Here is a 23,058-nt window from a genome sequence, read left to right on the forward strand (position 1 = left end):
CGGGGAATGGCAAGCGCATCGAAGATCGAAGCGCCGCGCTTTCTTGTGTCAGGACGGAATCTTAGGGAAGGCAGAAAAAACGTGAATGCTAGTGCTGCATATGGCTATGCAATTTTCGCATAGCGTCGAAAATCGCTACTCGGCAGGTCCGAAGGACGCGCGAAGATGACGCCAGAGCGTGTCGAGCAATTCGCTGCGATTGGCGAGATCGCGATACACGCGCAACTCGAGCGCCAGTTGCCATTCGGACTGGCCGGCGGCCACGAGTTCGCCGGCATCCAGTTCGGCGGTAATCGAACTCTTCGGCAGCCACGCGACGCCCTCGCCTTCGAGCACGAGCTTCTTCACGACCTCGGCCATGTCGGACTCGTAATGCAGACGTAAAGCGGGCGATACTTTCGATTGCGCCATCAACAACGCGAAGCAGCGTCCGAAGTAACTCGTGTCCGTGTACGCGATGTACGGCATCGGGCGATCTTTCGCGCCGGGCAGGCGGTGCGTGGGCGCGAGCCTTTGATTGGGCTTGCAGACCGGCATGAAGGTATCGACGCCGACAGTCACGTACTCGTACTTCTGCGGATCGAGATGCAGCGGCAACTGCGGATGATGATAGGCGAACATCAACTCGCAATTGCCGTTGACGAGCATGAGAATCGAATCGTGGACGTTCGCCGGAATCACCCGCGCGCGCACTTCGCCGACATGCGTCGCGAGCGTTCGCAGCCACGCGGGCAAGAAGTTGAGCGCGATGGTATGGCCCGCTGCGATCTGCAGACTCTTGCCCGCGATGCGCTGCTCGGTGCGGATGATCGCGCGCGTGTCGAAGAGCTTGTCGAGAATGTCTTCGGCCGCGTCGCGAAAGAGTTGCCCTGCGGGTGTGAGCGTCGGCGGAAAGCCGCTGCGATCGACGAGATCGGCACCGACCCATTGCTCCAGCGACTGGATGCGTCTGCTGAACCCGGACTGCGTGACGTTGCGAAACTCCGCCGCGCGCGAAAAGCTTTGATAGCGGGCGAGCGCGATGAAATCCTCGATCCACTTGATTTCCATGAGCCATCCGTCTCCGGTCAGGCGACGAATGGGCTCGCCGCCACGCGCCGGAGATTCTACGCCCGGCCCTGCTTCATTCGATCTGCGCGATGCGCAGCAGATTGGTCGTGCCCGGCGTGCCGAACGGCATGCCCGCTGAAATCACGACCGTATCGCCTGTCGTGCCGAAGCCTTCCGCGCGCACGGTTTCGCATGCAAGCTCGCTCACTTCGAGCACGTCGACCACTTCCTTGCACACGACCGGATGCACGCCCCAGACGAGCGCGAGACGGCGCGCCGTGCCGATCTGCGGCGTCATGCCGACGATCGGCGCGCCCGGCCGTTCGCGCGCCATGCGTAGCGCCGAGTAACCGGAGCACGTATAAGCGACGGTAGCGGCTGCATCGAGCAGGCCCGACACGTGGCGCATCGCATAGCCGATCGCATCCGATGTATTCGCGCGCGGCGCGGCGTGCGACGCGGCGATCACTTCGCGGTAGTACGGATCGCGTTCGGTCTGCGCGATGATGAGGTCCATCGTGCGCACGGCTTCCACGGGATACTTGCCGCTCGCCGACTCCGCCGACAGCATCACCGCGTCCGCGCCGTCGTAGATGGCGGTCGCGACGTCCGATGCTTCGGCGCGCGTGGGCACCGGCGCGCTCACCATCGATTCGAGCATCTGCGTGGCGACGATCACCGGCTTGCCGGCCTTGCGGCACGCGCGCACGATGCGCTTCTGAATGGCGGGCACCTGCTCCGCGGGCATCTCGACGCCGAGGTCGCCGCGCGCGACCATCACGGCATCGGCTTCATCGACGATCGCATCGAGACTGCCGATCGCGGCGGGCTTCTCCAGCTTCGCGACGATGCCCACGCGGTCCCCGACGATCTTTCGCACGTCGCGAATGTCCTCGACGCGCTGCACGAAAGACAGCGCGAGCCAGTCGATGCCGAGCGTCATGCCGAATTCCAGATCGCGTCGATCCTTCTCCGTCATGGCCGAAAGCGGCAGCACGACATCGGGGACATTGACGCCCTTGCGCTCGGAAAGCGGACCGCCGACGATGACCGTCGTTTCCGCGAAGTCGGGCCCGCAGCGCTCGACGCGCAGTTGCACGCGGCCATCGTCGAGCAAGAGGTTCGTGCGGGCTTCGAGCGCCGCGAAGATTTCAGGGTGAGGAAGCGCGACGCGCGTGAGATCGCCGGGCGTCGCCGCGTCGAGATCGAGCCGAAAAGACGCGCCTTTCTCCAGCGTGACCGGACCATTCGCAAAGGTGCCGATCCGCAGTTTCGGGCCCTGCAGATCGAGCAATACGCCGATGGGCCGGCCCGCGTCCTTCTCGATGGCGCGAATGACTTCGAGCCGCCGTTGATGGTCCTCGTGCGTGCCGTGGCTGAAGTTCAGCCGGAACACGTCCGCGCCCGCCTTGTACAGCGCTTCGATGGTCTCGCGGCTGGTGCTCGCCGGTCCCAGCGTAGCGACGATCTTTGCATTTCGAGTGCGGCGCATGCTTTTCAGCTCCTTTCAGGCGGCGTGGGCGGCTTTCGTGCCGATCAGCGCGCACACGGCGGCGGTCACTTGCGCGGTGGTCGCCTTGCCGCCGAGATCGCCCGTGTGCAGCGACTTGTCGGAGGTCACGGCTTCGATCGCCTGCATGACGCGCTTCGCGGCGTCGAACTCGCCGAGATGTTCGAGCAGCATCACGACCGACCAGAACGTGCCGACCGGATTCGCCAGACCCTTGCCCATGATGTCGAACGCGGAGCCGTGGATCGGCTCGAACATCGACGGATAGCGGTGCTCCGGATCGATATTGCCCGTCGGCGCGATGCCGAGGCTGCCCGCGAGCGCGGCGGCGAGGTCGCTGAGAATGTCGGCGTGCAGATTGGTCGCGACGATCGTATCCAGCGTCTCGGGACGATTGACCATGCGCGCGGTCGATGCATCGACGAGTTCCTTGTCCCACTTCACGTCCGGAAATTCCTTCGAGATTTCCAGCGCGATCTCGTCCCACATTACCATCGCGTGACGTTGCGCGTTGCTCTTCGTGATGACCGTCAGCAGCTTACGGGGACGCGACTGCGCGAGTTTGAATGCAAAACGCATAATGCGTTCGACACCGGCGCGCGTGAGGATCGATACATCGGTTGCGGCTTCGATCGGATGGCCCTGATGCACGCGGCCGCCGACGCCCGAATACTCGCCTTCCGAGTTCTCGCGCACGATCACCCAGTTCAAATCCTCCGGCTTGCAGCGCTTGAGCGGCGCGTCGATGCCCGGCAGGATGCGCGTCGGGCGCACGTTGGCGTACTGGTCGAATCCCTGGCAGATCTTGAGACGCAGGCCCCACAGCGTGATGTGATCGGGAACGTCGGGATCGCCCGCCGAGCCGAACAGAATCGCGTCCTTGTCGCGGATCGCGTCGAGGCCATCGGCGGGCATCATCACGCCGTGCTCACGGTAATAGTCGGCGCCCCAGTCGAAATTCTCGAACTGGAATTCAAAATTTTGCGTGTTGCGTGCCAGCGCTTCGAGCACTTGCTGTCCTGCCGGAACGACTTCCTTGCCGATGCCGTCGCCGGGAATGGTCGCGATGCGATAGGTCTTCATGTCTCCGTCCTCCAGATGTGTGTGTGACTGCACTTTACCCACATCCCGGCGCGGAAACCGGCGTCAAACTTAATGCATTATTAAGTTTTATGCACGAATGGCGCTACCAGTTCGAACTGACGCGCGTCGGGCCGTCGGCATGCTGGCCCAGATAGTCGCGCAGGTGATCGACGAAGCACGCGACCTTCGCGGACAGGTTCAGGCGTTCGGGATAAACGGCGTAGATGTCGGCGGGCGGCGTGTCGTAGTCGTCGAGAACCTGCACCAGACGGCCGCTGCGAAGATACTTCGCGATGTCCCATTCCGCGCGCATCAAGATGCCGTGGCCTTCGAGCGCCCAGTTGAGCGCCACTTCGCCGTCGTTGGTGCTCAGCTTGCCGTGCACCTTGATCGTCTCCGTGCGCCCGCCGCGGCTCAGCCGCCAGTTGCCATAGGCCGAATCGTTCTGCCGCAGCACGATGCACTGATGATGCGTCAGGTCATGCGGATGAACGGGCTGACCCGCGCCACGCAGATAACCCGGCGACGCAACCAGCAGCCGCCGGTTGGACGCGATCTTCTTCGCGATGAGTCGCGAATCCGGCATCTCGCCGAACCGCACGGAGACGTCGATGCTCTCGTCGGGCAGGCTGACGGGCCGGTCGGTGAGATGCAACTGCACTTCGACATCGGGAAAACGCTGACTGAACACCGAAATCGATGGCCCGATATAGGAGCGCCCGAATCCCAGCGGCGCGTTGACGCGCAACAGTCCTTTCGGCGCTGCGCGGCTGCTGGAGACGAGCTGCTCCATATCGTCGATGTCGCTCAGGATGCGCTGCGCATTCGAGAAGTACACCTCGCCTTCGCTCGTCAGGCTGATGCGCCGCGTCGTGCGGTTGAGCAGGCGCACGCCGAGACGATCTTCCATCGCCGAAAGCCGGCGCGAAACCGCCGGCGGCGTCAGATTCAGTTCGCGCGCGGTGGCCGCGAGACTGCCCTGCTTCACGAGCAGGCAGAAGAAACCCAGTTCCGAGTCCATGTTCATTCGTGAATTTTTTGCAACGATGTATTTAGTTTAGTTCGATTCATACGCGATTCCATCGGTTTTAACCTTGGTCCTGGCTAGTACGAAGCCGCACAAGACGGCTGACACCTTCGATTGATCGTCGGAACAAGGAGACATTCCATGGACATGGATCTGGAAAAACGCACCCTGCGCAAAATCAGCTGGCGCATCGTGCCGTTCATCATGCTGCTGTACTTCATCGCTTATATCGACCGCGTCAACATCGGCTTCGCGTCGATCACGATGAAGACCGATCTCGGCTTCACCTCCTCGATGCTCGGCTTCGGCGCGGGCATCTTCTTCTGGGGCTACTTCATGTTCGAAGTGCCCTCCAACATCGTGCTTCACAAGGTCGGCGCGCGGCTTTGGATAGCCCGCGTGATGGTCACGTGGGGCATCATTTCCGCGATGATGGCCTTCGTCCAAGGGCCGACGAGCTTCTACGTCATACGCTTTCTGCTCGGCGCGGCGGAAGCGGGCTTCTTCCCCGGCATCATCCTGTATCTCAGCTACTGGTTCCCGGCGCGGCACCGGGCGGGCGTGACGGCTTTCTTCATGGCCGCCGCGCCGATCTCCACGGCGCTCGGCTCGCCGCTCTCCGCCGCATTGCTCGAAATGAACGGCGTGATGGGTCTGCGCGGCTGGCAATGGATGTTCATTCTCGAAGCCATTCCCGCGCTCATTCTGGGCGTCGTCGTGTTCTTCTACATGACCGACAAGCCCGAAAAGGCGAAATGGCTGAAGGACGACGAACGCGCATGGCTCGTCAACGTGATGAACGTGGAGACCGCCAGCCGCGCGACGTCGGGCGCGAAGCACGGCATCATCAGCGGCCTCGCGAATCCGCGAGTGCTGGCCCTGTCGCTGATCTACTTCGGCACGTCGGCGGGCCTCTATACGCTCGGCATCTGGGCGCCGCAGATCATCCGCCAGCTCGGCGTTTCGTCGATGACGACGGGCCTCCTCAACGCAATTCCGCCGATCGTCTCCGTGGTCGCGATGATCTTCTGGTCGCGCCATTCCGACCGCACCGGCGAGCGCACCTGGCACGTCGTGCTGGCGTGTGTCGCGGCGGCGATCGGTCTCGTGGTGGCCGCGATGGCCAACAGCGTCGTCGGGCTCATCGCTGCGCTGACGCTCGTGAATATCGGCATCAGTTGCGCGAAGCCGCCCCTGTGGACCATGCCGACGATGTTCCTCTCCGGCGCCGCAGCCGCGACAGGCATCGCCACGATCAATTCGATCGGCAATCTCGGCGGCTTCGCCGGCCCGGCGATGATCGGCTGGGTGAAGGATCAGACCGGCAGCTTCGCGGGCGGGCTCTATTTCGTTGCGGGCCTGCTCGTGCTGTCCGCCGTGCTCACGCTCTTGCTGGCCCGCACCCAGAAAGCGCCGGTCACGCCCGGCAATGCGGCCGTGCACTGAAACCCGACGCCTCTCCCCCAATCACCACGATACGTCGTCAGAGGAATGCAACATGGATAAGGAACTCGCCATTCAGTCCGTCACGGACACGATGGCCAAATTCACCGCTTACATCGGCAAGCGTCTGCCCAGGGATGTGAAGGCGAAGCTCGCGGAATTGCGCACGATGGAAACGAATCCGCTCGCCAAGTCGATCTACGACTCGATGGACGGCAATCAGGAAGCCGCCGACAAGCTGAATCGCCCGAGTTGTCAGGACACGGGCGTGATCCAGTATTTCGTCGAGGCCGGCGCGAACTTTCCGCTGCTCGGCGAGCTCGAGGAAATCCTGCGCGAAGCCACCGCGGGCGCGACCCGGATGGGACCGCTGCGCCACAACGCCGTGGAAACCTTCGACGAAAAGAACACCGGCACCAACACGGGCACACAGATTCCGTGGCTCGACTGGCGCATCGTGCCGGAGAAGGATAGCTGCACCATCGACGTCTATATGGCCGGCGGCGGCTGTACGCTGCCGGGCGCGGCCAAGGTGCTGATGCCCGGACAAGGCTACGAAGGCGTAGCCGAATTCGTGATGGACGTGATCACGGAGCGCGGCGTCAACGCGTGTCCGCCGCTCCTGGTCGGTATCGGCGTATCGACGTCGGTCGAGACCGCCGCGCGCCTTTCCAAGCTGGCGATCCTGCGCCCCGTCGATTCGAAGAGCGACAACCCGCGCGCCGCGTTGATGGAAGAACTGCTGGAAGACGGGCTCAACGAGCTCGGCATCGGCCCGCAAGGTCTGAAGGGCAACAACAGCGTGATGGGCGTGAACATCGAGTCGTCGGCGCGGCATCCGTCGACCATCGGCGTCGCTGTCAATACCGGCTGCTGGGCGCATCGGCGCGGCAAGATCCGCATCCATGCCGACCTGTCCTACGAAGTCCTTTCCCACGAAGGAGTGGTGCTGTGAAAAAGATTCTGACGACCCCCATCAAGAGCGAAGATCTCGAGGATTTGAAGGTCGGCGACGTCGTCTACCTGACGGGGCGCCTCGTGACGTGCCGCGATGTCGCACATCGGCGGCTGATCGAACAAGGCCGGCAACTGCCTGTCGATCTCGAAGGCGGCGCGATCTTTCACGCGGGTCCGATCGTGCGCAAGAAGGACGACGGCGGTTTCGAAATGGTGTCCATCGGCCCGACGACGAGCATGCACATGGAGAAGTTCGAGCGCGAGTTCATCGAACAGACCGGCGTGAAGCTGATCGTCGGCAAAGGCGGAATGGGCCCGGAAACGGCCGCGGGCTGCGAGGAGCACAAGGCCGTGCACGCGATCTTTCCGGGCGGCTGCGCGGTGCTGGCCGCGACGCTCGTCGAGGAGATCGAAGGGGCGGAGTGGCAGGATCTCGGCATGCCGGAAACCCTGTGGATCAATCGCGTGCGGGAGTTCGGGCCGCTGATCATTTCCATCGACACGAAGGGCAACAACCTGATTCAGCAGAACAAGGCCGTGTTCAACGAGAAGAAGAAGCCCATTCTCGACAGGATCAGCGCGCAGCTCGGCTTCATCAGGTAAGCCGCGCGCCGCCTAGCTGGCCGGACGCAGATACGCGAGCAACATGTCGAGCTGCATGGCGGCAATCGACGCCTGATGGCGTTGCTCGACGTAATTGCGGCCGACGAATACATCGATGGTGTAGCGGTTCGACACGATGTAATAGCCCATGCCGACGAGCGTCACGTAGAAGTCGAGCGGATCGACGCCCTGACGGAACTGCCCCGCTGCCGCGCCGCGTTCGAGCGTGACGCGCAGCAGGTCGACCACCGGCGAGATGGTTTCGCGCAGGTGGCTCGAACGCTCCAGATAGCGCCCCTCATGCAGATTCTCGTTATTGATGAGACTCAGCCACTGGGGGTTTTCCCGCAAATGCGTCCAGATGGATTGCGCCAGTTCGCGGATTGCATCGGCGGGCTGAAGGCCGGAAAGGTCGAGGCGCTGCTCCCGCTCCGCGAACTGCGCGTACATGGATTCGAGCACGGCGACGTACAGCCCTTCCTTGCTTGCGAAGTAGTAGTAGAGCATGCGTTCGTTCGTGCCCGCCGCCGTGGCGATGGCGTCGACCCGCGCGCCGGCGAGGCCGAACTTCGTGAACTGCTCGGTCGCGGCTTCCAGAATGCGCCGTCGCGTGCCTTCCGGGTCTCGTTTTGCTCGTTGTTCGCTCATGGTTTGCGGCCCCCGATCGAATTACAACTGTTAATTGATGTCTGACATTATGCCGACCGTAACAGGCGCGGGGTTAGCTCCGAGTATAGGCATTGTTGCCGCCTTGACGACGAGAAAATGAAGCGCTAACAAAATAGGCCGCCGCTGCCTCCAGCGTGCTCAAGGATCGCGGACAAACGCCGTTAACTGCGGCACAGACCGTTTCCGCCATCACTGACCTGGAGCGCTCAGCAATGAGTCGTAACCCAATCGTTACGTTTGTCCACGGCGACGCGGATGGCAGTTTCATCGGCAAATCGCCGGCGTTTCGTCAGCTCGTGCGCATGATCGACCGGATCGCGCCGACCGTGCATCCCGTGCTCATCTTCGGGCCTACGGGCTCCGGCAAGGAGCTGGTTGCGCGCCGCGTTCACGCGGGCAGCGAGCAGCGCGATCACCCGTTCGTCGATATCAATTGCGGCGCGATTCCCGAGCATCTCGTCGAAGCCGAATTGTTCGGGCATGTCAAAGGCGCATTCACCGGCGCGGGCGAAACGCGTCAGGGCCTCTTTCAGCAAGTCGGCAAAGGCACGCTGCTGCTCGATGAAATCGGCGAACTGCCGCTCGCATTGCAGCCGAAACTGCTGCGCGTGCTGGAAACGCGCACCTTCCGCCCGGTCGGTTCGTCGACGAATCTGCGCTTCGAAGGGCGCATCGTCGCGGCGACGCATCGCGATTTGCGCGAGCTCGCGAACGAAGGGCGCTTTCGCGAAGACCTCTACTATCGTCTCGCCGTTTTCGTGCTGGCCGTGCCCGGCCTCGATCAGCGTGTCGAGGACATTCCGTCGCTGCTCACGCACTTCGCCGGACAACATCCGCGCAAGCTCGAATTCTCCGCCGCCGCAATCAGGCAGCTCTGCGCGCATCCGTGGCCCGGACACATCCGCCAGTTGCGCAATCTCGTCAGCCAGTTGAGCGTGCTCGCGGAAAGCACGACGATCGACGCCGACGCACTCGCGCCGTTTCTCGCCAACGAGAAGGCCGAGCGCGTCTCGCGCGCGAATCTCGCCGACATGCTTCTGCAACTGGAAGGCCGCGACAAGCTCGCCGCTGCCGAAGATCTGCTCGTCGACCGCGCGCTCGAACGCAGCGGCGGCAACAAGAGCGCGGCGGCCGTCCTGCTCGGGGTCGGGCGAAAGACCATCGAACGTCGGCTCAAGGCGCGGGAGCAGCATCATCGAAACGCACGCACCGATCTGGCGCGCGCGAATGCGCTCATCGACGATGCCCGTTTCGCGGAAGCCACGCCGCTTCTGCGCCGCTGTCTGGAAACGCTGCAGGCGAATGGCGAGGAGGACGTGCGGCGTCTGCAGTTCGATGCGTATCGTCTGTTGGGCATGAGTCTGCGCAGCGTGCACGGCTGGCTGCACGCCGAAGCGACCGCGTGCTATGCGGCCGCGCTGAAGATCGGCGAGGGACTCTGCGATGCGCGCGAAATCGCGATGATCCAGTTCGGCATCTGGACGACACAGCTCACCACGCTGCAACTCAAGCACGCGCGCGCGACGGCGCAGGACATGCTGCAACGCGCGCAAAACAGCGGCGATTCCATCGCGCTGGACGAAGCGCATGTCGCGCTGACCAACACGCTGTTCTGGCTCGGCGATAGCGAGGAAGCGCTGGCCTGCCTTGCGCGCGGCAATCTTTCCGGCATCGGACGGCACGATGCGCGCACCGGTTCGCAAGGCATCGATCTGGCTGCGCTGGCATTGACGTTCGAAGGGCTATCGGCCTTTCACACCGGCGCTTTCGATCGGGCGCGCCACGCGATGGACATGCTGATCGAGCGCGCATCCGACACGGGCGGACATGCGTTCGCGCACGCGATCAACCTGCAGGGCGCGGCGTGGCTCGCGTGTCTCTTCGACGACATGGAACGGCTCGGCCGGCTCGCGAGCGAACTGGAAGGCATCTCGATCAGACACGGCTTCGCGTTTTATCGCGGCGTGGGACAGGTGCTGCGCGGCTGTTACGTCGCGTCGCTTGACCGCATCGATGAAGCCGAAGCCGTCATGCTGGATGGCTTCGACAACCATATGATGAGCAACGGCGGCGCGCTGTTCTTCTCGTTCAAAGCTTGGCAGCACGGCGAACTGCTCTTGCGCGCGGGCCGCGCCGCGGATTGCAAGGCCATGCTCGCCGGCGCGATCGAAGAAACGCTCGCGCGCCAGGAGCGGGTCTATATGGGCGAACTGCTCGTCACGCAGGCGCGCGCGCAATGGGCGCTCGGCGATGCGGGCGCCGCGGAATCGGGATTGCGCACGGCGCTTTCGACGGCGCTCGCGCTCGGTTCCGTGCCCGCGCGCGTGGACGCCGCGCGTCATCTCGCCGGGTTGCTGCGTGCATCGGGGCGTATCGACGAGGGCATCGATACGCTCGAACGTGCGTTGCGCACGCTCGTTCCGGGCGCAACGCCGCGCGTGGATGCCGCGATGGATCTGCTGGCCGAACTTCGCGAGGAATCGGGCTCGCCCATGCTCACGGACCGACGCGTTCGCGCCGGGTGAACTGGACGGAATCGTCCACATCGGCTCGTTCGCGCGGACGCGACTGACCGTTTTCTCGCCTCTATCCGCGCCGACGGATCGGGCGGCGCACGGACAGCATGCATTGGCACGGCGGTTGCTACATCACGCCTTCCACCCGAACGCGTTCGTGCGCCTCAGTCATGCTTCAATTCATCATCGAAAGAGACCTGCTGCATCTCGAGCGCGTCGTCGAACAGGCTTGCGACGGCACGTTCCCGTTCGCGTACTGGCATGCGCGCATCGATTCGCTCAGAGGTCCGACCCTGGCGTTGCCACTCGCGCAACGCATCGATCGTCTGAAGCGCAAGTTGTCCATGCTCGAATCGACACAGCGATGAAGCCAGTCAATGCAGCTTGACTCGCGGCGCGAGCAGGCGTCCGAGTCCATGCGCCGCGAGTCCGAACACAGTCCGACGCAAGCCCGATACGGCAACGAGATGCTTTCGATAAAGCGCCGCGTACATCAGCTTCGCGATGAATCCTTCGACGAAGAACTTCCCGGTGCTGGTGATGCCGGCCACGCTGCCTACCGCGGTCGGCGAACCCAGCGACACGAGCGAGCCGTGATCCTTGTACATGAACGCACCGATCGCGCGCCCTTCGATGCGCGCGACGAGCGCCTTGCATAAGAACATCGCTTGCTGGTGCGCGGCCTGGGCTCTCGGCGGCACGAGTACGTCCGCCGTCCACGCGCAACTCGCGCAATCGCCCAGCGCGAAGATGTTCGCGTCGGTTTCGCTCTGCAGCGAAGGCGTGACCTTGACCTGGTTGATGTGATTCACCGCGATGCCGTCGAGCGATGCGAGAACGCCCGGCGCCCTGATGCCGGCGGCCCAGATCGTGATGTCGGCGGGAATCGATACGCCGCCCGCAACCTCGACGCTTTCCGGCCGCACGCTCGTCACGGATGTCGATACCTTCACCGCGATATTCATCTTTTCGAGCGTGTCGCGCGTGGTATCGGACACCCTTTGCGCAAGCGCGGGCAACACGCGATCGCCTCGTTCCAGCAGCGAGATGCGCATGGCCGCGCGAGGGCTTTCGGAGAGCAGCCTGAACTGCTTCAGCGTGTGCTCCATGCGCCTGAGTTCCGCCGCAAGCTCGACGCCCGTCGCGCCCCCGCCGATGATGGCGATGTCCACCGCCTCGTTCGTTTCCGTCGTCCCGTGCGCGCGCTTTCTCAGGCACACCTGAAGCAGACGCTTGCGCAAGCGCTCCGCCTGTTCGAGCGTATCCAGCGCGATGGCGTGTTCTTCCGCGCCCGGCACGCCGAAGAAATGCGTCCGGCTGCCGAGGGCGAGCACCAGGGTATCGTATTCGAGGCCACGAGGCGGCAGCACTTCGGCATCGCTGTCATCGGATTCGAACATCGGACCGATCTTCACGGAACGGCTCGCGCGGTCAAGCGCGGTCATCTCGCCATGCACGAACGTGAAGCCGTTCCAGTGAGCGTGGGCCGCATAGGCAATTTCGTGGGCGTGAGTATCGAGGCTGCCGGCGGCGACTTCATGCAATAGCGGCTTCCATACATGCACGGCGCAACGATCGACCAGTGTCACGTGCGCGCGTCCCGCCTTGCCTAACCGGTTGCCGAGCCGGGTGGCGAGTTCGAGACCGCCCGCGCCGCCCCCTACGATTACGATCCGATGCATCGGCTGCCCTCGCGTTCAGTTGTAGCCCAGAATGGCGGCCGAATTGGCGTCCGCGCGTTCTGGGACATTGCCGGCCATGATCGCAACGGGTCCTTCCAGCAGCTTCGAATATGACGAACTGCGCGCCTTGTCGATGACATGCTTCGACGTGGGAAAATGACCTTTCAGGAAAGCCTGGAAAGAAAATGCGTCGTCGTCGATAGAGTGGTTCATGTTTTGGATAAGAACGTCCGGTTCATAAAGCGGTGATGTCGGATCGATTCTCATGGCACCATTAATGGCCTGCAAACGAAAAAAATACTCAACGTTGTGCGTAACGGGAAGGATGTGTGAGACGCAAGATACCGAGCATCGATGCTTTGATCGCCTTCGAGGCGGCAGCCCGACATCTGAGCTTCACTCGCACGGCCGAAGAGCTGTCGCTGACACAGAGCGCGGTGGGACGTCAGGTCGCGAGCCTGGAGGAATATCTGGGGACGCCGCTTTTCAACCGCTTCAAGCGAAGAATCAGTCTCACCGAAGCGGGCGAAATCTACGCGAAGCGCGTGCGCGAGAACCTGGAGCGCCTCGAACGCGACACGCTGGCCGCGATGGCGCACCGTAGCGCGGGCGGCATTCTCGAACTCGCGGTCATCCCGACATTCGCCACGCGCTGGCTGATTCCGAGGCTTCCCGAGTTCTATGCGGCGCACGATGACATCGTCGTGAATCTGACCACGCGAGCCGCGCCGTTTCTGTTCAAGGACACGCCATTCGATGCCGCGATTCATTTCGGCGATCCGGTGTGGCCCGGTTCAGTCGCGAAGTATTTGTTCGGAGAGGAGATCACCGCCGTGTGCAGCCCGCGATTGCTTGCGGGCAGAGCGAAACTCGCGCCGCGGGATGTCGCCGGCTTCACGTTGCTGCATCAGTCGGCGCGTCCGGATGCGTGGCGGCAGTGGCTCGCTCAGGCGGCCATGCATGACGTCGACAGCATGAAGGGTCAGCGATACGAGCTGTTCTCGATGCTCGTCGAAGCGGCGAAAGCGGGTCTCGGCATCGCACTGGTGCCGAGGTTCCTGGTCGCGCATGAGCTTCGCGCTCACGAACTGGTGCGGCCTTTCGAGTTGTCCTTGCCGAGCGACAAGGGCTATTACCTCGTCTATCCCGAGCGCAAGCAGAACTCGCCGCTGCTGCGAACATTCGAACACTGGCTGCTGATCGCGGCGCAGTCATACATCGAGACCGAGGAGTGAGCGCCATCATGCAAGCCGATAACCCATCATCCAGTCGACGACTCGAACAGGCTCGCCGCCTGCTCGCACTCGCGCAAACAGGACTGCACTACACGACCGGCGTCTTCGACAAGGAGCGTTACGAGGAAATAGCGGCGATCGCTCATGCGCAAATCGCCGATATCGCCTCGATGGAAACAGGCAAGGTGGCCGAACTCTTCGCGTTCGAGTCGGGCTATGCGAACCCGAAACTCGACGTCCGATGCGCCGTGTTCAACGACGCCGGACAGATCCTGCTCGTGCGCGAGGCCGCCGATGGACTGTGGTCGCTTCCCGGCGGCTGGGCCGACGTGGGGCTCTCACCCGCCGAAAACGCCGCCAAGGAAGCGCGCGAGGAAAGCGGCTATACGGTCGAGATCGTTCGCCTGCTCGCGGCCTGGGATACGGCGAAGCATCCTCATCCGCCTTCAGTGTTTCATATCTGGAAGCTCGTTTTCCTCGGTGAGATCGTGCGAGCGGGCGACGTGATCGGCGCGGAAACAGATGCCGTCGCATTCTTCGATCTCGATCGCCTCCCATCGCTGTCGCTGGGGCGGATCATGCCCGCGCAGATTCGACGGCTGGACGAACTGCGGCGCGGCAGCATGGTGGACTTCGACTGACGGCAATTACTCGATGGCGAAGCTGTGAACGGTGGCATAAAACACTGACGGTTAGTTGCATCATACTGATAGTTAGTCATCCGATCCAATTCGATCCGACACGCAGGCTACTTATCGAGCAACGCCTCGCGATGCGCGTTTGCCAATTCCGCCATGCTGTTGAATCGGAAGTCGATTTTCGGCTGAGCGCCCGGGTCCATCGTCGCGCCGAAACCGGGCTGCGAATGACGGCGATAAATCCAGCACGATGCGAGGCCGAATCCGTTCGCGGGTTTGTGATCGTGGAAAAGGCTTTCGGCGGTATGCAGAATGGTTTCTTTCCGGATACCGCGCTCGCCCAGCTTTTCCAGCATGTATTCGAAATTGCGCGGCGAAGGCTTGTACGATCCGGTATCTTCCGCCGTCATGATCGCGTCGAATTCCACCTGTAGCCTTGCATTGCTATGGGCAAAGCTCTCGTTGTCGACATTCGACAGAATCACGAGCTTGTAATGCTGCTTCAGATACCGGAGCGCATCCGCGGAATCCGGGAAAGCCGGCCAATCGCGAATCGAGCGGCCATAAGCGATGCAATCGTCCTGCGTGAAGGACACGCCCCATTCTTCAGCAAGCCGCTTATAGACGATAGCCAGAAGCTCCTGATAGCGCTTGCCCGGCGTGTACTTCTGCTGCGATGACTCGTGACGCGCATGCGCCTCCAGAACCTGATCGCGCGTCAATGCCGGTTCGACGCGATCCAGCAACGGGCGCAGCGCCTCGAAAATCCCTGTTTCCCAGTCGATCAGCGTGCCGTAGCAGTCGAACGTCAGCGTGTCGAAGTCGGTCAGTTTCACAGTCGCTCCTGTCAGTCGATAAGGATGATATGGATCACGGCATCGCGCTCGCCGTCATGTTACAAAACCGTGCGTTCCGGAGTATTCATTGCATCGAGTTGGTGTATTGTCAGTCCACTGCTTGCGCTCAAAGCGCGTGGAATACATCAGCAATATAATCCTATGAATCTTCAGGTTGCCCTTATCGCAGTCTTGATCCGCATCGGAGGAACAGATGGAATCTGCCTTTGACGTTTATGCGGGATTCGAAATCTCAGTTGCGACGCGGCGCAACGAACGCGGCGCATGGGTGGCCGACCTGTCCGTGAATCGCGATGGCAAGGCCGCGCTCGCTCCCTGGCCCGAAACCGTTCAGCCGGAATGGCGCACCCAGGACGAGGCGATACGCGACGGCATCGAACGGGCGCGGCGCGTGATCAGGCAACATCTCACCGATCACGCCAATCATTCCTGGGTTGCAACACGCCGGCACGCGCAAACGTGGTTCACCACCGAAACGGAACGGCTTTCCGGGCACACTTTCACGCCCGGTAAATAGACCATTTCGTCGATTCCGGAACGCGCCTGGAATATCACAGGGATCATTCGCGCGCCGCTTTTGAAAAGCGCGGGCATCCGTCGTGATTTGCCGATCGATTCGATCAACCGCTTCATGCAATCGAACTCTTCAGATGCCCAACAACACACCCGAACCACAAGCAGTCTGTAATCCGATTTCCCGAAGCGCGATCTTCATCGTCGCAACCGTGGCACACGGCGAAGACAAAGCCGATGTCGTGCGCTCATGGTGCGGCGATATCGCGGCGCTGGTCCGCGCGGTCGGCACCCGTGCGCCCACAGCAAACTTGTCCTGCGTATGCGGCTTCGGCGCCGATGCGTGGGATCGGCTCTTCGGCGCGCCGCGCCCCGTTTCGCTGCATCCGTTTCGCGAGTTCGGCCAGGGCGATCGCCGCGCGATCGCCACGCCCGGCGACATGCTTCTGCATATCCGCGCCGATCACATGGACCTGTGCTTCGAGCTCGCATCGCAGATGCTCAACAAGCTCGGCGATGCGGTCACGGTCGTCGATGAAGTGCATGGCTTTCGCTATTTCGATTTGCGCGACATGGTGGGCTTCGTCGACGGCACCGAAAATCCGAGCGGCACGAGCGCCGCACGCTACACGATCATCGATGAAGAAGATCCGGATTTCGCGGGCGGCAGCTATGTGATCGTGCAGAAGTATCTGCATAACCTGGATGCGTGGAATGGCCTCACCGTCGAACAGCAGGAGAAGATCATCGGGCGCGAAAAGTTATCCGATGTCGAGCTCGACGAATCGATCAAGCCTTCCTGTTCGCACAGCTCGCTCACGACGATCGACGATAACGGCAAGGAAGTGAAGATTCTCCGGCACAACATGGCTTTCGGCCGTCCGGGCGCGAAGGAGTTCGGCACGTATTTCATCGGCTATGCGCGCACGCCCGCGCCGATCGAGCAGATGATGGAGAACATGTTCGTTGGCAGGCCGCCGGGCAACTACGACCGGCTGCTCGACTACAGCCGCGCGGTAACGGGCGGCCTTTTCTTCGTGCCGTCGAACGATCTGCTCGACGAGCTGCCCGACCGGAATCCGAACGCAGCGCCAACCTCCATCGGCGATAGCCAGCAAGAGAACGAAAGCGAAGGCACATTGAACATCGGCTCACTCAAAGGAACGTCACAAGATGAATAACCTGCATCGAGAGCTTGCGCCGATCTCCGGCGCCGCATGGTCGCAGATCGAAGCGGAAGTCGCCCGCACCTTCAAGCGCGCCCTCGCGGGCCGCCGTGTCGTCGACGTGAAGAGTCCCGGCGGCGTCGCGCTATCGGGCATCGGCACGGGACATCAGACGAAGATCGCAGCGCCGAAGCAAGGTGTCCTGGCGAACCTGTACGACGTGAAGCAGCTCGTGCAGCTCACCGTGCCGTTCACGCTGCAGCGTGAAGCCATCGACAGCGTGGAGCGCGGCTCGAACGACGGCGACTGGCAGCCCGCCAAAACCGCCGCGAACGAGCTCGCGCTCGCCGAAGACAGCGCGATCTTCGACGGCTTCGCGGCCGCCGGCATCACCGGCATTCGCGAAGGCAGTTCGAACGCGCCCACGTTTCTGCCCGCCGACGTCGCCGACTATCCCGCCGCGATCAGCCAGGCGCTGGAAAAGCTGCGCCTCGCCGGCGTCGATGGTCCCTACTCCGTGCTGCTCGGCGCGGATGCCTATACCGCGCTCGCCGAAGCGAGCGATCAGGGCTATCCGGTCATCCAGCACATCAAGCGCATCGTGAGCGGCGATCTCGTATGGGCGCCCGCGCTTCAGGGCGGCTGCGTGCTGTCCACGCGCGGCGGCGACTACGAACTGCATATCGGACAGGATTTGTCGATCGGCTATACGAGCCATACCGACACAGCCGTACAGCTCTATCTGCGCGAAACGCTCACGTTCCTGATGTTGACGAGCGAGGCTTCCGTTTCCATCGCGGCCGGCGAGTAGCCGCATCAGAAGAATTGCCGATAAGAAAACCTATGAGGGGAATGCACTGCTCATCTGGCGGTGGTGCGGCCTGAGTTGACGATTGCATCGTAGGGCGCGTGATCGTTCGGGCCGGGCATCGACCGCCCTGAACATGGAGATAACGATCATGGCTGCCCTTTGCGAAATTTGTCATGCCCGGCCCGCGGTTGCACAAGTGACCGTCGTGCAGAACGGCCAACGCAAGTCGATGTCGATCTGCGAATACGACTACCGCCAGTTGATGCGGCATCAAAGCATGTTGAATCCGTTCGATTCGCTGTTGGGCGGCGGCGGGCTGTCGCGCCTGATGGGCGGTATGCCCGATGCCGGCGATGAGAACGACGAAGACGACATGGTGGCCTCGGTGCCGCGCGATTCCGTCGATGTCACCGATGCCTTCAGCGAGCAGACGATGGAACTGCTGCAGCGTGCCGCGGAAAAAGCCCACGAACTGCAGAAGACCGAGCTCGACACCGAACAGGTGCTGTACGTGCTCGCCGATACCGACGTCGTTCAGGCGCTGTTCAAGGAATTGAAGCTTTCGCCCGACGACATCAAGCGCTATATCGACGAGCACGCGCAGAAAGGCAAGGCGGAACCCGACGCGCCGGTCGAGAAGATGACGATTTCGCCGCGTCTCAAGAAGGCGTTCCAGTACGCGTTCCAGGCGTCGCGCGAACTCGGTCATTCTTATGTCGGTCCCGAGCATGTGCTGATCGGTCTCGCTTCCGTGCCCGACAGCATCGCGGGCACGCTCCTGAAGAAATACGGCGTCACGTCCGAGGCCTTGCGCCAGAAGGTGGTGAAAGTCGTCGGCAAGGGCGCGGAAGACGGGCGCGTCGATACACCCACCGGCACGCCGACACTCGACAAGTTCGGCCGCGATCTCACCGCGATGGCGCGGCAAGGCAAGCTCGATCCTGTGCTCGGGCGCGCGCAGGAAATTGAGAGCACGATCGAAGTGCTCGCGCGGCGCAAGAAGAACAACCCTGTCCTGATCGGCGAGCCGGGCGTCGGCAAGACGGCGATCGTCGAAGGACTCGCGCAGCGCATCGTCAATGACGACGTGCCCGAGGATCTGCGCAACAAGCGGCTCGTCGAGATCAACATCAATTCGATGGTCGCGGGCGCGAAGTATCGCGGTGAATTCGAAGAGCGCGCCAAGCAGCTCATCGACGAGATTTCCGCGAAGCAGGACGAGTTGATCGTGTTCATCGACGAGCTGCATACGATCGTCGGCGCGGGTCAGGGCGGCGGCGAAGGCGGACTGGATATCGCAAACGTGCTGAAGCCCGCGCTCGCACGCGGCGAGCTGAGCCTGATCGGCGCGACCACGCTCAACGAGTATCAAAAGTACATCGAGAAGGACGCGGCGCTGGAACGGCGCTTTCAGCCGGTGCTCGTGCCCGAGCCGACAGTCGAGCAGACCATCGTCATTCTGCGCGGCTTGCGCGACAAGCTCGAAGCACATCATCAGGTGACCTTCGCCGACGATGCGTTCGTCGCGGCGGCGGAGTTATCGGATCGATACATCACATCGCGTTATCTGCCGGACAAGGCTATCGATCTTATCGATCAGGCGGCGGCGCGGGTACGCATCCGTTCGAAGTCGCGTCCGCCCGAGATTCAGGAACTCGAGGCGGAGATCACGCAATTGAAGCGCGAGCAGGATTACGCGTCGTCGCGCAAGCGCTTCGATCAGGCGAAGGGCTTCGAGGAACGCATCAACGAGAAGCAGGCGAAGCTCGATGAACTGACCGAAGCGTGGCAGCGCAAGACCGGATCGGAGACGCTCGAAGTGACGGTCGCATCGGTCGCGGAAGTCGTGTCGCGTCTCACGGGCATTCCCGTCACGGAACTCACGCAGGAAGAGCGTCAGAAGCTGCTCGACATGGAGAACAAGCTGCGCGAGCGCGTGGTCGGACAGGACGAAGCCGTTGTCGCCGTGAGCGATGCAGTGCGTCTCTCACGCGCGGGCATGGGTCAGATGAACCGGCCGATCGCGACGTTCCTCTTTCTCGGCCCGACCGGCGTCGGCAAGACCGAACTCGCGAAGGCGCTCGCGGAAACCGTGTTCGGCGACGAGCAGGCTGTGATTCGCATCGACATGTCGGAGTATATGGAGCGGCATGCGGTGGCGAGACTCATCGGCGCGCCGCCGGGATACGTCGGTTATGACGAGGGCGGTCAGTTGACCGAACGCGTGCGCCGCCGTCCGTACAGCGTGATCCTGCTCGATGAAATCGAAAAAGCGCATCCCGACGTGAACAACGTGCTGCTACAGGTTTTCGACGACGGCCGCCTCACCGACGGCAAAGGTCGCGTGGTCGATTTCAGCAACACGATCATCATCGCGACGAGCAATCTCGGCACGTCCGTCATCATGGACAACCTCGAAAAGAGCGACAAGGAACGCGACTCGGAGAAGGCCATGCGCGCGAAGCTGCTGGACGTGCTCAAAGGCCACTTCCGTCCGGAGTTTCTGAACCGTATCGATGAAATCATCGTGTTTCATGGGCTTTCGCGCGAGAACATCCGCTCGATCGTGCAGATTCAGATCGATCGCGTCAAGCGCACCGCCGCGGCGCAGGACATTACGCTCAAGGTTCAGGAACCGGTCATCGATCATCTCGCCGATGTGGGTTATCGGCCCGAGTTCGGCGCGCGCGAATTGAAACGCCAGATTCGTCAGGAACTGGAGACGCATCTCGCGAAAGAGATTCTCGGCGACAAGCTGAAGTCAGGCGATACGGTCGATGTGAGCTTCGACAAGGAAGCCGACAAGGTCGCGTTCACCAAGGTCGAAGCTCCGGCGCAATCGAAGGAAAAGGAAAAGAAAGCCAGGCCCGCCGCGAAGAAAAGCGCGACGAAGGCCGAAGGCAAGAAGGAGTCCGCGAAGAGCGAAAGCTGATCGCCTGCATGAAGCGAAGGCGGCGCTGTCGGCCGCCTTCGCTTTCAGTCATCTTTTCATGGAGCATGAACATGGCCAGTCAACAAAGCGGCTTGAGTGACGACTTCATCGCGAAACAACGCGAGCGTCTGCTGGCGCTGAAACGCGAATTGCTCGGCAACGAGGAAGGCGGCATCGCGGCCGAGCGTCGGTTGCAGGAAGAGCGCGGCTCCGAAGCCGAAGAGTATGAGGACGATGCCCAGCGCATGGAGCAGGACATCGCGAATCAGGCATTGCGCGACGTGAACGACGGGCGCATCGGCGATATCGAGCGTGCGTTGGCGAAGATCGCGGACGGCACCTACGGTCTCTCCGACGAAAGCGGCGTGCCCATTCCAAAAGCGCGCCTCGACGCGATGCCCGAAGCCATACTCACCGTCGAAGAACAGGAAAAGCGCGAAGCAGGCCGATGACGCTGCGTCATGCCGCGATACGCGCTGATCGTACCAGGCGCGGTCGAGCACGTTTGCCGTCGAACTGCTAACCTCGGGCGAATTCAATCGAATTTGCAACGAGGAGCGTGAAGCATGAGCGCATTGCCCGAGTACGTGCCGCCGGCCGTGTGGACCTGGACCAAGGAAAGCGGCGGTCGTTTTGCCAGTATCAACCGGCCGATCTCCGGACCGACGCATGAAAAGGCGTTGCCGGTCGGCCGTCATCCGCTGCAGCTTTATTCGCTGGCGACGCCCAATGGCGTGAAGGTCACGGTGATGCTCGAAGAGCTGCTCGCGCTCGGCCATCGCGGCGCGGAATACGATGCGTGGCTCATTCGCATCGGCGATGGCGATCAGTTCGGCAGCGGCTTCGTGGACATCAATCCGAATTCGAAGATTCCGGCGCTGGTGGACCGCAGCGGCACGACGCCCGTGCGTGTATTCGAATCCGGCGCGATCCTGCTCTATCTCGCGGAAAAGTTCGGCGCGTTGGTGCCCACTGACCCCGCAAAGCGCGCGGAATGCCTGTCGTGGCTCTTCTGGCAAATGGGCAGCGCGCCGTATCTCGGCGGCGGCTTCGGGCATTTCTATGCTTATGCGCCGAGCAAGATGGAGTATCCGATCGACCGCTTCGCGATGGAAGTGAAGCGTCAGCTCGATGTGCTCGACAAGCGTCTCGCGGACAGCGCGTATATCGCCGGCGACGCGTACACCATCGCCGATATAGCAATCTTTCCGTGGTACGGCGGCCTCGTGAACGGCTGGCTGTACGATGCGGCCGAGTTCCTTTCCGTCCACGAATACAGGCATGTGCGACGCTGGGCCGACGCCATCGGCGCGCGTCCCGCCGTGCAGCGCGGCCGCATGGTCAACCGTACCTTCGGCGAACCTTCCACCCAGTTGCACGAGCGCCATGACGCGTCCGACTTCACCACGCGCACACAGGACAAAGTCGCCACGGAAAAGTGAGGCATGGAACTGCGCCATCTGCGCTACTTCATCGCGGTCGCGGAATTGCGCAGCGTGCGCGCCGCGTCAGAGCATCTGCATGTCACGCAGCCCGCCATCTCGCGGCAGATTCAGGATCTCGAAGAGGCCATCGGCGCAACGCTTTTCGAGCGCACACCGCGTGGACTGAAGCTGACGCCCGCGGGCATCGCGTATCTGAGTGAAGCGCGCGATATCCTCGCGCGCGTCGATGCGGCGAACCGGCTCGCGCATCGCATCGCGTCGGGCGTGCAGGGGCATTTGCGCGTCGGCTTCGTCGAGAATGCATCGTGGAGCGGGCTGGTGTCGTCGGCGCTGAGCGCGTTTCAGCAATCCGCAAGCGACGTCGCCCTCGAATTGCAGCCGATGAACACGCCCGAGCAACTCGACGCCATCGCGGCCGAGCGTCTCGATGGCGGCTTTTGTTATCGCTTCGGCGCGTTGCCCGAAGGCTTCGCGAGCGTGCCGCTGCTGGAACAGGGCGTCGTGCTCGCGGTGCCCGATGCGTGTCCGCTCGGCAAGAACGGGCCTGTCAAGGCGGGCGAATTGATCGGGCTGCCCTTCATCGCGTTTCCACGGCATGTGTATGCCGCGTATTACGACCGCCTCGTCTCCGCTTGCGCCGAGCGCGGTCTCACGCTCGATATCCGTCAGGAAGCCTCCACCGAAACGGCGATTCTCTCGCTCGTCGCGGCGGGCGTCGGCGCGGCGCTCGTCAATGCGGCCAATCGCGATCGTCCGCCCGCTCGCGTGCGATTCGTCGACGTAACGGATCTGTCCGTGCGTCTGCCGCTGGAATTCTGCTTTCTCGCGCAACACGGCAACGCGGCCTTGCAGCGTTTCATCGATCTGCTGAGAGCGCATCGGCCCGAATAGCCGCGATGCCTGCGAGGCATCACCTGCCGC

22 protein-coding genes are annotated in these 23,058 nt (G+C 62.5%); 14 read left to right on the forward strand and 8 right to left on the reverse strand.

Going from position 1 to position 23,058, the window contains the following annotated elements; translation table 11 throughout:
* Window positions 1–135: 135 nt before the first annotated feature.
* From IAG25_RS22245 to IAG25_RS22260, 4 genes are all read right to left on the reverse strand, one after another.
* Entirely contained in the window at window positions 136–1,050 is a 915-nt protein-coding gene (locus IAG25_RS22245) for a LysR substrate-binding domain-containing protein (protein ID WP_187606775.1), read from the reverse strand.
* Window positions 1,051–1,123: 73 nt separating this feature from the next.
* On the reverse strand, window positions 1,124–2,542 hold the full coding sequence (gene pyk, locus IAG25_RS22250; protein ID WP_035500509.1) for a pyruvate kinase: 1,419 nt from the start codon (window positions 2,540–2,542) through the stop codon (window positions 1,124–1,126).
* A gap of 15 nt (window positions 2,543–2,557) precedes the next feature.
* The gene (locus tag IAG25_RS22255; protein ID WP_035500507.1) at window positions 2,558–3,643 is read right to left on the reverse strand and encodes a tartrate dehydrogenase; all 1,086 of its coding nucleotides are present in this window, start codon (window positions 3,641–3,643) and stop codon (window positions 2,558–2,560) included.
* 103 nt (window positions 3,644–3,746) lie between these two features.
* The gene (locus IAG25_RS22260) at window positions 3,747–4,670 is read right to left on the reverse strand and encodes a LysR family transcriptional regulator (protein ID WP_187606776.1); all 924 of its coding nucleotides are present in this window, start codon (window positions 4,668–4,670) and stop codon (window positions 3,747–3,749) included.
* A 141-nt stretch (window positions 4,671–4,811) separates the two neighbouring features.
* Between IAG25_RS22260 and IAG25_RS22265 the strand changes: the two genes are divergently transcribed.
* The 3 genes from IAG25_RS22265 to ttdB are packed head-to-tail and all read left to right on the forward strand — an operon-like array spanning window position 4,812 to window position 7,673.
* Complete coding sequence (locus tag IAG25_RS22265) at window positions 4,812–6,116, forward strand: MFS transporter (RefSeq protein ID WP_035500504.1); 1,305 nt, start codon at window positions 4,812–4,814, stop codon at window positions 6,114–6,116.
* 52 nt (window positions 6,117–6,168) lie between these two features.
* Window positions 6,169–7,068 (forward strand): L(+)-tartrate dehydratase subunit alpha, encoded by a 900-nt coding sequence (ttdA, locus tag IAG25_RS22270; RefSeq protein WP_035500503.1) that lies wholly within the window; start codon window positions 6,169–6,171, stop codon window positions 7,066–7,068.
* Window positions 7,065–7,673 carry a L(+)-tartrate dehydratase subunit beta gene (gene ttdB, locus IAG25_RS22275; RefSeq protein ID WP_187606777.1) on the forward strand — a complete coding sequence of 203 codons (609 nt, stop codon included), beginning with the start codon at window positions 7,065–7,067 and terminating at the stop codon, window positions 7,671–7,673. Before ttdA ends, ttdB begins: the two co-directional genes overlap by 4 nt.
* A 12-nt stretch (window positions 7,674–7,685) precedes the next feature.
* Here the strand turns inward: ttdB and IAG25_RS22280 are convergent, their stop codons facing one another.
* Complete coding sequence (locus IAG25_RS22280) at window positions 7,686–8,321, reverse strand: TetR/AcrR family transcriptional regulator (RefSeq protein WP_187606778.1); 636 nt, start codon at window positions 8,319–8,321, stop codon at window positions 7,686–7,688.
* A 233-nt stretch (window positions 8,322–8,554) separates the two neighbouring features.
* On the opposite strand from IAG25_RS22280, the gene IAG25_RS22285 reads away from it, so the two are divergent.
* Together IAG25_RS22285 and IAG25_RS22290 are read left to right on the forward strand one after the other, a co-directional pair.
* A complete protein-coding gene (locus IAG25_RS22285; RefSeq protein ID WP_187606779.1) occupies window positions 8,555–10,867 on the forward strand; it encodes a sigma-54-dependent transcriptional regulator in 2,313 nt (770 codons plus the stop codon).
* A 161-nt stretch (window positions 10,868–11,028) separates the two neighbouring features.
* Window positions 11,029–11,226 carry a hypothetical protein gene (locus IAG25_RS22290; RefSeq protein WP_187606780.1) on the forward strand — a complete coding sequence of 66 codons (198 nt, stop codon included), beginning with the start codon at window positions 11,029–11,031 and terminating at the stop codon, window positions 11,224–11,226.
* Window positions 11,227–11,232: 6 nt separating this feature from the next.
* Here IAG25_RS22290 and IAG25_RS22295 read toward each other — a convergent pair whose 3' ends face one another.
* Window positions 11,233–12,540 carry an NAD(P)/FAD-dependent oxidoreductase gene (locus IAG25_RS22295; RefSeq protein ID WP_187606781.1) on the reverse strand — a complete coding sequence of 436 codons (1,308 nt, stop codon included), beginning with the start codon at window positions 12,538–12,540 and terminating at the stop codon, window positions 11,233–11,235.
* A 15-nt stretch (window positions 12,541–12,555) separates the two neighbouring features.
* On the reverse strand, window positions 12,556–12,807 hold the full coding sequence (locus IAG25_RS22300) for a hypothetical protein (RefSeq protein WP_187606782.1): 252 nt from the start codon (window positions 12,805–12,807) through the stop codon (window positions 12,556–12,558).
* A gap of 62 nt (window positions 12,808–12,869) precedes the next feature.
* Between IAG25_RS22300 and IAG25_RS22305 the strand changes: the two genes are divergently transcribed.
* Window positions 12,870–13,775, forward strand: a complete 906-nt coding sequence (locus IAG25_RS22305) for a LysR substrate-binding domain-containing protein (protein ID WP_187606783.1) — start codon at window positions 12,870–12,872, stop codon at window positions 13,773–13,775.
* 8 nt (window positions 13,776–13,783) lie between these two features.
* A complete protein-coding gene (locus tag IAG25_RS22310) occupies window positions 13,784–14,416 on the forward strand; it encodes an NUDIX hydrolase (protein ID WP_187606784.1) in 633 nt (210 codons plus the stop codon).
* Window positions 14,417–14,523: 107 nt separating this feature from the next.
* Here the strand turns inward: IAG25_RS22310 and IAG25_RS22315 are convergent, their stop codons facing one another.
* On the reverse strand, window positions 14,524–15,249 hold the full coding sequence (locus IAG25_RS22315; protein WP_187606785.1) for a haloacid dehalogenase type II: 726 nt from the start codon (window positions 15,247–15,249) through the stop codon (window positions 14,524–14,526).
* Window positions 15,250–15,463: 214 nt separating this feature from the next.
* Here IAG25_RS22315 and IAG25_RS22320 point away from each other — a divergent pair, with 214 nt between their 5' ends.
* From IAG25_RS22320 to IAG25_RS22350, 7 genes are all read left to right on the forward strand, one after another.
* The gene (locus IAG25_RS22320; RefSeq protein ID WP_187606786.1) at window positions 15,464–15,787 is read left to right on the forward strand and encodes a DUF6566 family protein; all 324 of its coding nucleotides are present in this window, start codon (window positions 15,464–15,466) and stop codon (window positions 15,785–15,787) included.
* 133 nt (window positions 15,788–15,920) lie between these two features.
* A complete protein-coding gene (locus IAG25_RS22325; RefSeq protein WP_187606787.1) occupies window positions 15,921–16,964 on the forward strand; it encodes a Dyp-type peroxidase in 1,044 nt (347 codons plus the stop codon).
* Complete coding sequence (locus tag IAG25_RS22330) at window positions 16,957–17,760, forward strand: family 1 encapsulin nanocompartment shell protein (RefSeq protein ID WP_187606788.1); 804 nt, start codon at window positions 16,957–16,959, stop codon at window positions 17,758–17,760. Before IAG25_RS22325 ends, IAG25_RS22330 begins: the two co-directional genes overlap by 8 nt.
* A gap of 148 nt (window positions 17,761–17,908) precedes the next feature.
* On the forward strand, window positions 17,909–20,692 hold the full coding sequence (locus IAG25_RS22335) for an ATP-dependent Clp protease ATP-binding subunit (RefSeq protein WP_187606789.1): 2,784 nt from the start codon (window positions 17,909–17,911) through the stop codon (window positions 20,690–20,692).
* Between the two features lie 71 nt (window positions 20,693–20,763).
* On the forward strand, window positions 20,764–21,144 hold the full coding sequence (locus tag IAG25_RS22340) for a TraR/DksA family transcriptional regulator (protein WP_187606790.1): 381 nt from the start codon (window positions 20,764–20,766) through the stop codon (window positions 21,142–21,144).
* A 114-nt stretch (window positions 21,145–21,258) separates the two neighbouring features.
* Window positions 21,259–22,134: a glutathione-dependent disulfide-bond oxidoreductase gene (gene yghU / locus IAG25_RS22345; protein WP_187606791.1), complete on the forward strand. Its 876-nt coding sequence runs from the start codon at window positions 21,259–21,261 to the stop codon at window positions 22,132–22,134.
* Between the two features lie 3 nt (window positions 22,135–22,137).
* Complete coding sequence (locus IAG25_RS22350; protein WP_187606792.1) at window positions 22,138–23,028, forward strand: LysR family transcriptional regulator; 891 nt, start codon at window positions 22,138–22,140, stop codon at window positions 23,026–23,028.
* The last annotated feature ends 30 nt before the right edge of the window (window positions 23,029–23,058 follow it).

Source organism: Caballeronia sp. EK (assembly GCF_014384845.1).
GTDB classification, from domain to species: domain Bacteria; phylum Pseudomonadota; class Gammaproteobacteria; order Burkholderiales; family Burkholderiaceae; genus Caballeronia; species Caballeronia jiangsuensis.